At 71.7% G+C, this 12,482-nt stretch carries 14 protein-coding genes; 6 read left to right on the top strand and 8 right to left on the bottom strand.

The genetic code is table 11. The features are described 5' to 3' along the window. Positions 1 to 17: 17 nt before the first annotated feature. The 3 genes from ACH4DX_RS06045 to ACH4DX_RS06035 all read right to left on the bottom strand — a co-directional run bounded on the left by ACH4DX_RS06045 (position 18) and on the right by ACH4DX_RS06035 (position 2,255). Complete coding sequence (locus ACH4DX_RS06045) at positions 18 to 239, bottom strand: hypothetical protein (protein WP_398122624.1); 222 nt, start codon at positions 237 to 239, stop codon at positions 18 to 20. A gap of 188 nt (positions 240 to 427) precedes the next feature. After that, complete coding sequence (locus ACH4DX_RS06040) at positions 428 to 544, bottom strand: SGM_5486 family transporter-associated protein (RefSeq protein WP_107450643.1); 117 nt, start codon at positions 542 to 544, stop codon at positions 428 to 430. Between the two features lie 247 nt (positions 545 to 791). After that, entirely contained in the window at positions 792 to 2,255 is a 1,464-nt protein-coding gene (locus ACH4DX_RS06035) for a CynX/NimT family MFS transporter (protein WP_398154126.1), read from the bottom strand. A 145-nt stretch (positions 2,256 to 2,400) separates the two neighbouring features. On the opposite strand from ACH4DX_RS06035, the gene ACH4DX_RS06030 reads away from it, so the two are divergent. Then, a complete protein-coding gene (locus ACH4DX_RS06030) occupies positions 2,401 to 3,087 on the top strand; it encodes a FadR/GntR family transcriptional regulator (RefSeq protein ID WP_398122626.1) in 687 nt (228 codons plus the stop codon). Positions 3,088 to 3,135: 48 nt separating this feature from the next. Here ACH4DX_RS06030 and ACH4DX_RS06025 read toward each other — a convergent pair whose 3' ends face one another. The 3 genes from ACH4DX_RS06025 to fabG form a co-directional block, all read right to left on the bottom strand. Beyond that, entirely contained in the window at positions 3,136 to 3,516 is a 381-nt protein-coding gene (locus ACH4DX_RS06025; protein WP_398154192.1) for a hypothetical protein, read from the bottom strand. A gap of 210 nt (positions 3,517 to 3,726) precedes the next feature. Next, positions 3,727 to 4,488, bottom strand: coding sequence for an enoyl-ACP reductase FabI (fabI, locus tag ACH4DX_RS06020; protein ID WP_398122627.1), 762 nt, complete (start codon positions 4,486 to 4,488; stop codon positions 3,727 to 3,729). 4 nt (positions 4,489 to 4,492) lie between these two features. Then, a complete protein-coding gene (fabG, locus tag ACH4DX_RS06015; RefSeq protein WP_398122628.1) occupies positions 4,493 to 5,212 on the bottom strand; it encodes a 3-oxoacyl-[acyl-carrier-protein] reductase in 720 nt (239 codons plus the stop codon). Between the two features lie 307 nt (positions 5,213 to 5,519). On the opposite strand from fabG, the gene ACH4DX_RS06010 reads away from it, so the two are divergent. From ACH4DX_RS06010 to tyrS, 3 genes are all read left to right on the top strand, one after another. After that, complete coding sequence (locus tag ACH4DX_RS06010; protein ID WP_398122629.1) at positions 5,520 to 7,043, top strand: TldD/PmbA family protein; 1,524 nt, start codon at positions 5,520 to 5,522, stop codon at positions 7,041 to 7,043. Beyond that, a complete protein-coding gene (locus ACH4DX_RS06005; RefSeq protein WP_398122630.1) occupies positions 7,040 to 8,461 on the top strand; it encodes a metallopeptidase TldD-related protein in 1,422 nt (473 codons plus the stop codon). Before ACH4DX_RS06010 ends, ACH4DX_RS06005 begins: the two co-directional genes overlap by 4 nt. An 88-nt stretch (positions 8,462 to 8,549) precedes the next feature. After that, positions 8,550 to 9,815, top strand: a complete 1,266-nt coding sequence (gene tyrS, locus ACH4DX_RS06000; RefSeq protein WP_398154125.1) for a tyrosine--tRNA ligase — start codon at positions 8,550 to 8,552, stop codon at positions 9,813 to 9,815. 165 nt (positions 9,816 to 9,980) lie between these two features. Here tyrS and ACH4DX_RS05995 read toward each other — a convergent pair whose 3' ends face one another. Next, positions 9,981 to 10,256 carry a GlsB/YeaQ/YmgE family stress response membrane protein gene (locus ACH4DX_RS05995; protein ID WP_398122632.1) on the bottom strand — a complete coding sequence of 92 codons (276 nt, stop codon included), beginning with the start codon at positions 10,254 to 10,256 and terminating at the stop codon, positions 9,981 to 9,983. A gap of 211 nt (positions 10,257 to 10,467) precedes the next feature. Here ACH4DX_RS05995 and ACH4DX_RS05990 point away from each other — a divergent pair, with 211 nt between their 5' ends. Together ACH4DX_RS05990 and ACH4DX_RS05985 are read left to right on the top strand one after the other, a co-directional pair. Next, positions 10,468 to 10,857: a DUF3099 domain-containing protein gene (locus ACH4DX_RS05990; protein ID WP_398122633.1), complete on the top strand. Its 390-nt coding sequence runs from the start codon at positions 10,468 to 10,470 to the stop codon at positions 10,855 to 10,857. Positions 10,858 to 11,035: 178 nt separating this feature from the next. Further along, positions 11,036 to 11,248 (top strand): hypothetical protein, encoded by a 213-nt coding sequence (locus ACH4DX_RS05985; RefSeq protein WP_398122634.1) that lies wholly within the window; start codon positions 11,036 to 11,038, stop codon positions 11,246 to 11,248. A gap of 18 nt (positions 11,249 to 11,266) precedes the next feature. Here the strand turns inward: ACH4DX_RS05985 and moaA are convergent, their stop codons facing one another. Further along, positions 11,267 to 12,286, bottom strand: a complete 1,020-nt coding sequence (gene moaA, locus ACH4DX_RS05980) for a GTP 3',8-cyclase MoaA (protein WP_398154124.1) — start codon at positions 12,284 to 12,286, stop codon at positions 11,267 to 11,269. Positions 12,287 to 12,482 lie beyond the last annotated feature (196 nt).

The raw sequence follows: 12,482 nt of genomic DNA, 5'->3' as shown, positions 1-12,482 counted from the left end.
GGAGGGGCGGGCCGGGGTCAGGCGGCGACGTGCAGGAGGGCCCGGAGGCGCTCGAGGAGGTCCGAGACGGCGGGCTCGCTGCTTGCCGCGTGCGCGTCGGCGGGGTTCAGGATGAGCAGGAGCAGGGCCGCGAAGGCGATCGCGGGCAGGGCTATGGCCCACCACGGGAGCTGGATCTCGATGGCGGCCGGCCTCGCCCGGTCCGCCGGGTCGCGCCGGGTGTGCGAACGGGCCGACATGCCGCCTCCATGGTCTTCGAGTGCTCCGTACCGCGTGTTCGCGGCCACATCTCGAAGGTACGGAGTCCGGGTCCCTCGACCCATCCGGTGATCCACCCAGTTGACCCTGACCCTGGCCCCCTAGGGGATGGTGGTGCTAGCCCCACCATGCGTCGGCGCTGGGCACCCGCGGGCCTGCTGAGCCGCCGTCAGGGGGAGGCCACCGAGGCGATGATTCCGATGACGACGGTGATGGCCAGCATCGCTCCGAGCACGATCAGGAGCTTCTTCTGGCCGTTCTGGGGGTTCGGGTCGAGCACGGGCATGGGGCAAGTCTCGCACCCCTCCCCCGCACGGGAGCCGCCGGGGTCGGGCCGGACCCCCGTACAGGAGCCGTCAGAGCCGGGCCCTGGCACCCGTACAGGAGCCGTCGGAGTCGAGCCCGGCACCCGTACACATTCCGCCGGAGTCGGGCGTGGCCCCCGTACAGGAGCCATCGGAGTCGGACCCGGCACCCGTACACAAGCCGCCGAAGGCAGGATCACTCACCCGCGCCGGCCCCCGGAGCCGCAGTCACGCCCCCGGCCGCGCGGCCGCCGCCCTGGCCGCCACCTCGTCCTCGACGGTGCGGTCACGGCCCGCGAGGATGCCGACGGCGATCTGCGGCACCATCAAACCCGCCATGAGCGCGATCGGCAGGCCCCAGCCGCCGCTGTGCTGGTAGAGCACGCCGACGAGCAGCGGTCCCGGGATCGAGATCAGATAGCCGGTGCTCTGCGCGAAGGCGGAGAGCTTGGCGACGCCCGCGCTGCTCCTGGCGCGCATGCCGACCATCGTGAGGGCCAGCGGGAAGGCGCAGTTGGAGATGCCGCACAGCAGCGCCCACGCCCAGGCGCCGCCCGCCGGGGCGAAGTACAGGCCCGCGTACCCGGCGAGACCGCAGGCGCCGAGGACGGCCACCACGGGACCCTGGTGGGGCAGCCGCGTGGCCACGCGCGGGATGACGAAGGCGAGGGGCACACCCATGGCCATGGTGACGGCGAGCAGCACACCGGCCTCGCCCGCGGGCACCCCCGCGTCCCGGAAGATCTGCGGCATCCAGCCCATGGTGATGTACGCGGCGGTGGCCTGGAGGCCGAAGAAGCAGGCGAGGGCCCACGCGGTGCGGCTGTGCGTGATGCGCAGCGCCTCGTCCTGCCGCCGCACGGCGGCGGGCACGCGTTCGGCGCCCGCCTCCCCGGCGGCGCGGTGGCGCGTCAGCGGGATCCACGGCACGACGGCGACGACGGCGATCGTCGCCCACACCGCGAGGCCGGTGCGCCAGCTGCCGCCCAGGGCGTCGGTCAGGGGCACGGTGACGGCGGCCGCGAGCGAGGTGCCGAGCGCGAGGGCCATCGAGTACAGGCCCGTCATCGAACCGACGCGGTCGGGGAACCAGCGCTTGACGATCACCGGCATCAGGACGTTGCTGACGGCGATGCCCATGAGGGCGAGCGCGCTGGCGGCGAGGAAGCCGACCGTGCCGCCGACGAAGGGGCGTATCAGCAGGCCCGCGGCGATGGCCACCATGCCCGCGCACACCACCGCGGGAGGGCCGAAGCGGCGGGCGAGGCGCGGCGCGAGGCTTCCGAAGACCGCGAAGCACAGCGGGGGCACGGAGGTGAGGAGGCCCGCAAGGGTGCCGCTCATGCCGAGTCCGTCGCGCACCTCTTCGAGAAGCGCGCCGAGGCTGGTGATGGCGGGCCGCAGGTTGAGCGCCGCGAGGACGATGCCGACGACGACCAGACGCGTCGCCCACGCGCGCGTGGCGGGCTGTCCGCCCCCGGACGGCCCCGTACCGGAGGACCTGCCGGAGGACCGCACACCGGAGGACAGCCCGCGGGAGGACCGCCCGCGGGAGGACAGCCCGCCGGGCGTCCCGTCCACGGACTCCCGCGCGGCGGACACCCGCCCGGCGGGGTCCGCGGGGGGTGTCTTCGTGCTCGTCGGCGTGCCCGCGCCCGCGGCGGTCGTCGTCTTCGCTTCCTCACTCGCCATGAGGCCATCATAGAATCATGGGATGATTGGCTGTCCAATCGGCTGTCCGATCGGCTGTCCAATCGCCACAGTCCCGCCCGTACCTGTTGAATCGCTGTCGTGTCGTCGCACCGATCGCCCGTGACCGCTCGCCCGAAGGAACGTCATGCCGCTGACCACCCCTCGCCGCTCGGCGCTCTCCGAGCAGGTCATCTCCGAGCTGCGCAATCAGATCTCGTCCGGCGAGTGGCCGGTGGGCTCCCGCATCCCGACCGAGCCCGAGCTGGTGGAGCAGTTGGGTGTGGCGAGGAACACGGTGCGCGAGGCCGTCCGCGCGCTCGCCCACAACGGCCTGCTCGACATCCGGCAGGGCTCGGGCACCTATGTGGTCGCCACCAGTGAGCTCGCGGGCGTGATGCAGCGCAGGTTCGCCGACGCGAGCCCCCGGCACATCGCCGAGCTGCGGGCCACGCTGGAGTCGAGCGCGGCGAAGCTCGCCGCTGAGCGGCGCACCGAACGGGACCTGCGGCAGCTCGACTCGCTCCTCGCCCGGCGCGAGGAGGCCTGGGCGTCGGGCGACGCCGAGGCGTTCGTGACGGCCGACTCGACCCTGCACCTGGCGGTGGTGGCCGCGTCCCACAACGACGTCATGACGGCGATGTACGCGGATCTCGGCGAGGTCCTGCGGGACTGGCTGCGCGAGGACATCGGCCGCGAGCTGACGCCCGCCGCGTACATGGACCACAGCCGTCTGGTGGAGGCGATCCGGGCGCAGGACGCGGAGGCCGCCGCCGCGGAGGCGGCGAGCTATCCGTACCTGTGCCGTCCCGAGCGCCTCGCGGCCGACGCCTGACGGGCCGCCCGGCAGCCGGCGGTCCGCTTAGGACCGGTCGCGGTCAGATCACCGCTGGTGGCTGACCCACACCGCGCGGATCTCCTTCCAGCACCGTCCGGTGAGCCGCACGGTGGTGGCGGGTCCGGCCGTGACCGGGCGGCTGTCGCTGTCCACGTCCCACCAGCGGTCGCACTCGATGTGCAGCCGGACCCGGTCGCTCTCGGGGTAGGGGTTGTGGCAGTAGGCGACAGCCGTCGACCCCTGGACGCTGCTGCGGCACTCCGCGCCGAAGGGCCGGTCCTCGCGGCCGTCCCGTGCGGCGTCCTCGGGTTCCTCGCCGACGGCGGTACGGGTCTCCGACACTCCCCCGACGGGCACGCGGGACTCCGGCACCCCGTCGGCCGACGTACGGGTCTCCGTCCCTCCTCCCCCGCTGCCGTGCGACACGGCGTCGTGGGGGAAGCCCGCGTAGGGAAGGTCGTAGGGAAGGGAGACGAGGAGGGCGAGGGCGGTGGCGAGCACCGCACCGGGTGACCAGCGCACACTCCAGGGTGCGCGGCACGGGCCCGCCCGCGCCCGGTCAGGAGGCCGAACGGGCGACGCCCCGCCTGCCCGCGGCGTGCGGGAGGGCGGGGCGTCGGCGCACCCGTGCGGGGATCAGGCACCCATCATGTGCACGCCGCCGTCGACGTGGATGATCTCGCCGGTGGTCTTCGGGAAGAAGTCCGAGAGCAGCGCGACGATGCCGCGGCCCGCGGGCTCGGGGTCGGCCATGTCCCACTCGAGCGGGGAGCGGGTGTTCCAGACGTCCGCGAGGTCGGCGAAGCCCGGGATGGACTTGGCCGCCATGGAGCCGATCGGGCCCGCGGAGATCAGGTTGCAGCGGACGTCCTCCTTGCCCAGGTCGCGGGCGAGGTAGCGGCTCGTGGCCTCAAGGGCGGCCTTGGCGGGGCCCATCCAGTCGTACTTCGGCCACGCGTACTGCGCGTCGAAGGTGAGACCGACGACCGAGGCGCCGTTCTCGAACAGCGGCCGGCAGGCCATGGTGAGCGACTTCAGGGAGTACGCCGACACGTGCATGGCCGTGGAGACGTCCTCGAAGGTCGCCTCGAGGAAGTTGAAGGCCCCCTGCGGCGCGAAGCCGATGGAGTGCACGACGCCGTCGAGGCCGCCGAGCTCGTCCTTCACGATGCCCGCGAGGCGGTCCAGGTGCTCCTGGTTCGTCACGTCGAGCTCGATGACCTTGGCGGGCTCGGGCAGCTTCTTGGCGATGCGCTCGGTGAGCGTGGGCCGCGGGAAGGCGGTCAGGATGACCTCGGCACCCTGCTCCTGCGCGACCTTGGCCGCGTGGAAGGCGATGGACGACTCCATCAGCACACCCGTGATCAGGATCCGCTTGCCGTCGAGAATTCCGCTCATGTGATCAGTGACCCATGCCCAATCCGCCGTCAACAGGGATGACGGCTCCAGTGATGTACGAGGCGTCGTCCGAGGCGAGGAACTTCACCGTGGCGGCGATCTCCTCGGGCCGCGCGTAACGGCCGAGCGGCACCTGCGAGACGATGTTCGCCCGCTGCTCGTCCGTCAGGACCTTGGTCATGTCCGTGTCGACAAAACCGGGCGCGACGACGTTGAAGGTGAGATTGCGCGACCCCAGCTCCCGGGCGAGCGAGCGCGCGAAACCGACAAGACCCGCCTTGGAGGCGGCGTAGTTGGCCTGCCCGGGGCCGCCGTACAGGCCCACCACGGAGGAGATGAGGACGACGCGGCCCTTCCTGGCGCGCAGCATGCCGCGGTTGGCCCGCTTCACGACCCGGAAGGTGCCGGTGAGGTTGGTGTCGAGGACGGACGTGAAGTCCTCCTCGGACATGCGCATCAGGAGCTGGTCCTTGGTGATGCCCGCGTTGGCGACGAGCACCTCGACCGCGCCGTGCTTCTCCTCGACGTCCTTGTAGGCCTGCTCCACCTGCTCGGGGTCGGTGATGTCGCACTTGACGGCGAGGACGCCGGCCGCGGTGAGGTCCTTGGGCGGCTCACCCGAGCGGTAGGTGATCGCGACCTGGTCGCCGGCGTCGGCGAACGCGCGGGCGATGGCGAGGCCGATGCCCCGGTTTCCTCCAGTGACGAGAACCGAGCGGCTCAACGGATCACCCTTTCCTTGGCTGTGTGGTCACCGGGAAACCTATCGGTCCCGTGCTCGATACGGGGAATCGTGACCGACAGTGGCTCGGAAGACTCCCTGTGGGGTCCCTACAGAAGGTCGCGCGCGGGCGGCGGACAAAGGTGTGGCCCGGCGGGCGGTCCGCGCGCGATGATCGGTCGTGACCGGTGCCGGGACGCGGCCGTGGGCCGGGGCCGGAGACGGTCGCTCACCAGGGCCGACGCCGACAGGGCGGCGCCACCGCAGAGGGCACCGGTGCCCACCACAGGTGCCAGCAGGGAGACATTCCGTGCCTCATTCGATCGATTCCGCCTTCACGGCGCTGCCGCTGAGGGCCCTCGCCGACGCCGCGCTCGCCCGCGCGCGTGCGCTGGGCGCCGAGCACGCGGACTTCCGCCTGGAGCGGGTGCGCAGCGCGGCCTGGCGGCTGCGGGACGCCCGCCCCGCCGCGTCCTCCGACACCACGGACCTGGGGTACGCGGTGCGGGTGGTGCACGGCGGGGCCTGGGGCTTCGCCTCCGGTGTGGACCTGACGATGGACGCCGCGGCGCGGGTCGCGTCCCAGGCGGTGGCGATGGCCAAGCTGTCGGCGAAGGTCATCGAGGCCGCCGGGTCCGCGGAGCGGGTGGAGCTCGCGGCGGAGCCGGTGCACGCGGACAGGACGTGGGTGTCCTCGTACGAGATCGACCCGTTCTCCGTGCCGGACGAGGAGAAGACGGGGCTGCTCGCGGAGTGGAGCGGGCGCCTCCTCGCCGCCGACGGGGTCGCGCACGTCGACGCCTCGCTGCTCACCGTGCACGAGAACAAGTTCTACGCGGACACGGCGGGCACGGTGACCACGCAGCAGCGGGTGCGGCTGCATCCGCAGCTGACGGCGGTCGCCGTCGACGAGTCCAGTGGCGAATTCGACTCCCTGCGGACCCTGGCGCCACCGGTCGGCCGGGGCTGGGAATACCTCACGGGGACCACCTGGGACTGGCAGGGCGAACTGGAGCGCATGCCGGAGCAGTTGGCTGAAAAGATGCGGGCGCCGAGCGTCGAGGCGGGCCGCTACGACCTGGTGGTCGACCCCTCGAACCTGTGGCTGACCATCCACGAGTCCATCGGCCACGCCACGGAGCTCGACCGCGCCCTCGGCTACGAGGCGGCGTACGCGGGCACCTCCTTCGCGACCTTCGACCAGCTCGGCAAGCTCGCGTACGGCTCGTCGCTGATGAACGTGACGGGCGACCGCACGGCCGAGCACGGCCTCGCCACCATCGGGTACGACGACGAGGGCGTGGCCGCGCAGTCCTGGGACCTGGTCAAGGACGGCACGCTCGTCGGCTATCAGCTGGACCGCCGCATCGCGAGGCTCACCGGCTTCGAGCGGTCCAACGGCTGCGCGTACGCGGACTCCCCCGGGCACGTCCCCGTGCAGCGGATGGCGAACGTCTCGCTGCGGCCGGACCCCGCGGGGCTCTCCACCGAGGACCTGATCAGCGGCGTGGACCGCGGCATCTACGTGGTCGGCGACCGGTCGTGGTCGATCGACATGCAGCGCTACAACTTCCAGTTCACCGGCCAGCGCTTCTACAGGATCGAGAACGGGCGGCTCACGGGCCAGCTCCGCGATGTCGCGTACCAGGCCACGACCACCGACTTCTGGGGCTCGATGACGGCGGTCGGCGGGCCCGGGACCTATGTGCTCGGCGGCGCCTTCAACTGCGGCAAGGCCCAGCCCGGCCAGGTCGCGTCCGTGTCCCACGGCTGCCCCTCCGCGCTTTTCACCAGCGTCAACATCCTCAACACCACGCAGGAGGCCGGGCGATGAGCTCCCGTACGAACGGCAGGAACGGCACGGGCGGGACCTCGCGGCCCCACGAGATCGTCGAGCGTGCCCTGGAGCTCTCCACCGCGGACGGCTGCGTGGTGATCGCCGACGAGCAGTCGACGGCCAATCTGCGCTGGGCGGGCAACGCCCTGACCACCAACGGCGTCACCCGCGGCCGCACCCTCACGGTCGTCGCCACCGTCGACGGCGGACAGGGCACCGCCTCCGGTGTCGTCTCGCGCTCCGCGGTGACCGCGGACGACCTCGAACCGCTCGTGCGGGCCGCAGAGGCGGCTGCCCGCGCGGCCGGGCCCGCGGAGGACGCACAGCCCCTGGTCACCGGCGGCACGCCGTCGTCGGACTTCACGGACGCGCCAGCCGAGACCTCGGCGGCGGTCTTCGCGGACTTCGCACCCGCGCTCGGCGAGGCCTTCGCGCTGGCCCGCGCGGGCGGCCGTGAGCTGTACGGCTTCGCCAACCACGAGCTGACGTCCACCTACGTCGGTACGTCGACGGGGCTTCGGCTGCGCCACGACCAGCCGAACGGCACCCTCGAACTGAACGCGAAGTCGCCGGACCGGACCCGCTCGGCGTGGGCGGGCCGGGCGACCCGGGACTTCGAGGACGTCGACCCCGGCGTCCTCGACGAGGAGCTCGCGCGGCGCCTCGCGTGGGCGGAGCGGCGGGTGGAGCTGCCCGCCGGGCGGTACGAGACGCTGCTCCCGCCGACGGCCGTGGCGGACCTGCTGATCTACCAGCTGTGGTCGTCCTCGGGGCGGGACGCGGCGGAGGGCCGCACGGTGTTCTCCAAGCCGGGGGGCGGCACCCGGGTCGGCGACCGGCTGGCGCGGCTCCCGCTGACGCTGCGCAGCGACCCGTACGAGCCGGGTCTGGAGGCGGCGCCCTTCGTGATCGCGCACGCCTCCGGCGACGACGCGTCGGTGTTCGACAACGGGCTGCCCCTGGAGCCGACCGACTGGATGCGCGAGGGCGATCTCGCCCGGCTGACCACGACCCGGCACAGCGCGAAGCTGACGGGCCTGCCGGTGGCACCGGCGATCGGCAACCTGATCATGGACGGCGGCACGGGCCGCTCCCTGGAGGAGATGGTCGCCGCCACCGGGCGCGGCCTGCTGCTCACCTGCCTCTGGTACATCCGCGAGGTGGACCCGGCGACGCTGCTGCTCACCGGCCTGACCAGGGACGGCGTCTATTTGGTCGAGAACGGCGAGGTGGTCGGCGAGGTCAACAACTTCCGCTTCAACGAGTCGCCGGTGGACCTGCTGTCGCGGGCCTCCGAGGCCGGGCGTACGGAGAAGACGCTGTCGCGCGAGTGGGGCGACTGGTTCACGCGGACGGCGATGCCCGCGCTGCGGGTGCCGGACTTCAACATGAGTTCGGTCAGCCAGGGCGTATAACCTCATAGACCGCACCGAGGTGCACGATCCTCGGACACCGCACCCCCGAGGTGCACGGTTCCAGCACACCCAAGGAGACAAGAGACCCGTGACGGACATCGTCGACGAGCTGAAGTGGCGGGGGCTGTTCTCCCAGTCCACCGACGAAGAAGCACTGCGCAAGGCGCTCGCGGACGGTCCCGTCACGTTCTATTGCGGCTTCGACCCGACCGCGGCGAGCCTGCACGTCGGGCATCTGGTGCAGGTCCTGACCGTGCGCCGCCTCCAGCAGGCGGGCCACCGCCCGCTCGCGCTGGTGGGCGGCGCCACGGGCCAGATCGGTGACCCGCGGCCGACCGCGGAGCGCACCCTGAACGACCCGGAGACGGTCGCGAACTGGGTGTCGCGCCTGCGCACCCAGATCGAGCCCTTCCTCTCCTTCGAGGGCGACAACGCCGCGGTCATGGTCAACAATCTGGACTGGACCGCGGGGATGTCCGCGATCGAGTTCCTGCGTGACATCGGCAAGCACTTCCGGGTGAACAAGATGCTCACCAAGGACTCGGTCGCCCGCCGCCTGGAGTCGCAGGAAGGCATCAGCTACACGGAGTTCAGCTACCAGCTGCTCCAGGGCATGGACTTCCTCGAGCTCTACCGGCGCCACGGCTGCACCCTCCAGCAGGGCGGCAGCGACCAGTGGGGCAACCTCACGGCGGGCATCGACCTGATCCACCGCCTGGAGCCGGACGCGACCGTGCACGCGCTGGCGACGCCCCTGATGACCAAGGCGGACGGCACCAAGTTCGGCAAGACCGAGGGCGGCGCCGTCTGGCTCGACCCCGAGATGACGACGCCGTACGCGTTCTACCAGTTCTGGTTGAACGTGGACGACCGGGACGTCACGACGTACCAGCGCATCCTCAGCTTCAAGTCCCGCGAGGAGCTGGAGGACCTGGAGCGGCAGACGCGGGAGCGTCCGCAGGCGCGGGCGGCGCAGCGCGCACTCGCCGAGGAGCTGACCACCGTCGTGCACGGCGCCGACCAGTGCGCGGCCGTGATCGCCGCGTCGAAGGCGCTGTTCGGCCAGGGCGACCTCGGAGATCTCGACGCGGCGACGCTCGCGGCGGCGCTCTCCGAGCTGCCGCACGTCCAGGTCGCCGAGCCGGGTCCGGTCGTGGACCTGTTCGCCGAGGTCGGTCTGGTGGCGAGCAAGTCGGCCGCGCGCCGCACGGTCAAGGAGGGCGGTGCCTACGTGAACAACGTGAAGGTCGCCGCCGAGGACGCCGTGCCGGCCCGCGACGACCTCCTGCACGGGCGCTGGCTCGTCCTTCGCCGGGGCAAGAAGAACCTCGCCGCGGTCGAGGTCACCGCCTGACGCCGGGCGCCGGGCCCGTGCACGCGGGCGGCGCGCACCCGTACGGGGGTGCCGCTCGCCACGTACGCAGGCGATGAGGGGCCGGTCCGGTGGACCGGCCCCTCGTTCACGGACCCGCGGGTCGTTCGGGGCGGGGTCCGCGGGGTGCGAAGCCTGCCTCCGGTGTCAGGTGCGCTGTCTGTTCCCCTTGACCATCTTGTAGGCGGCGTCCCCGAGTCCCACTACCACCAGTGCTGCGACCAACTGGAGGGCGTGCCGCCCCCAGTCGATGCCTTTGGTCTCGTCGATACCGAAACCGGCAGCCATCCAGTTGCCGAGTACGGCGCCGATGATGCCGAAGATGGTCGTCAGCCACAGTGGACTGTGCTGCCTGCCCGGGAGAATCGCCTTGGCGATGAGGCCAAGCACGAATCCCACGATGATCGCCCACAACCAGCCCATAGCTGCCTCCTCAGACGGCTCGACATGAGCATTACGCTCAGTGTCGGTCCATCCTCCATACGGCGCATGTCGGGCGGTCCATACGTGGCCGGACGCAGTCCGTACCGGGAGGTGATCCGGCCCCCGGTCTACGCGTCTGCGCAGGCGAGGCGTAACGTGGAGGGCGTCCGGGCGGGGAGTGCCCGGCAGAGCTGGCAGGCGGTGGAACGTGATGCGGAACCGGAGCAGCGCCCAGGTCTTCCGGATCACAGGGGCGAGGCAGGGCCTCGCGGACGACGTCCGGGCCCGGCAGCGGCGGTATGTGATCTCCATGTCGGTCCGCACTGTTTCGGTCATTGCCGCCGCGGTGCTCTGGAACGTGGAGCGGCATGTCGCTCTGGTCGCGCTGGTGCTCGGAATCCTCCTGCCGTACGTCGCCGTGGTGATCGCCAACGCCGGCCGGGAGAACGCTCCCTCGCTGCCGTCAACCTTCGTACCGGCACCGTCGCGGCCGATGCTGCCCCCGACGGCACCCCGCGGGCGGGCCCCGGAACCCGCTCCGGAAGACCCGGCCGGAGCCCGGTACGACCAGCGGGACGCACCGCCGCACGAACAGAGCTGACCGTCGACGTTACGCCAAGCTCAAGAAAAGCTCAGATCAATCATGTTGTTCCAGTGCCAGGCGGCCGCTTACCCGTGACATACTTCGTACGCGCTCCGCATCCCCCGTCGGAGCGACAGACCGACGCCGGGCAGCTCCCCCCGTGGCTGCTCGGCGTCGCCTTGTTTGGGATGAGAACGTGAGCGACGAGACACCGATCTGTTCCGCCAAGGGCTGCCGCACCGCCGCGGAGTGGGTGCTCGCCTGGAACAACCCCAAGATCCATACGCCGGACCGGCGCAAGACGTGGCTCGCCTGCGCCGAGCACCGGGAGCATCTGTCCCAATTCCTCGGTGTACGCGGCTTCTTGAAGGACGTCGTGCCGCTCGCCGAGTGGGAGTCGGCCCGCTAGCGGTTCCCGCTCCCCCTGCTAGCCGCCGATCGCGGACATCGGGCGCTCGGGCTGGAGGAACGTCGGGTCGTCGAGGCCGGAGCCTGCCTTCTTGCCCCACATCGCGAGGCGCCAGATGCGGGCGATCTCGGCGTCCGCGTCCGCGTCGGAGCCCTCGGAGGCTTCCCCGGGGGCGGCCCGCAGCGCCGCCCTGAGGTCGGTCTCCTCCCTGGCGAACAGGCAGGTGCGCACCTGGCCGTCGGCGGTGAGCCGGGTGCGGTCGCAGGCGGCGCAGAAGGGGCGGGTGACGGAGGCGATGACGCCGACGCGATGCGGGCCGCCGTCGACGACCCAGCGCTCGGCCGGGGCGGAGCCGCGCCGCTCGGAGCCCTCTTCGGTGAGGTCGAAGCGGGTGCGGAGCGAGGCCAGGATGTCACCGGCGGTCATCATCCCCTCGCGCTTCCAGCCGTGCTGGGCGTCCAGGGGCATCTGCTCGATGAAGCGCAGCTCGTAGGCGTTCTCCACGGCCCAGGCGAGGAGGTCGGGGGCCTCGTCGTCGTTCAGGCCCGGCATCAGGACCGCGTTGACCTTGACGGGGGTGAGGCCTGCGTCGCGGGCGGCTTCGAGGCCTTCGAGGACGTCGCGGTGCCGGTCGCGGCGGGTGAGGGTCTTGAAGACGTCGGGGCGCAGGGTGTCCAGGGAGACGTTGACCCGGTCGAGGCCCGCGGCCTTCAGGGCCTCGGCGGTGCGCTTGAGGCCGATGCCGTTCGTCGTCAGGGACATCCTGGGGCGCGGTTCGAGGGCCGCGCAGCGCTCGACGATGGAGACGAGGCCGGGGCGGAGCAGCGGCTCGCCGCCGGTGAAGCGGACTTCCTCGATGCCGAGCCGGGTCACGGCGATGCGGATGAGGCGGACGATCTCGTCGTCCGTGAGCAGGTCCGGCTTGGCCAGCCACTGCAAGCCTTCTTCCGGCATGCAGTACGTGCACCGCAGATTGCAGCGGTCGGTCAGCGAAACCCGCAGATCGGTGGCCACTCGGCCGTACGTGTCGATGAGCACGTGGGCCCCCTCCCCGGTCCGGATCGGCAGTGCGGCGTCGGTACGCCCTTCACACACCTGAGCCTACGTGACGGCTGTGACATCGAAAGGGCCTGATCCACCAGGAGCGGCCCGGCCGCGTCGTAGAGATCTCCAACGATCTCCACGACGCGGCCGGGCGCGGGCCTCCGGGAAACCGGGTGCGGGACTCCCGGGA

Source organism: Streptomyces sp. NPDC017940, assembly GCF_044328435.1.
Lineage (GTDB): Bacteria > Actinomycetota > Actinomycetes > Streptomycetales > Streptomycetaceae > Streptomyces.
The sequence above is the reverse complement of the archived record's forward strand: the minus strand, read 5'-3'. Positions and strand labels throughout refer to the sequence as shown.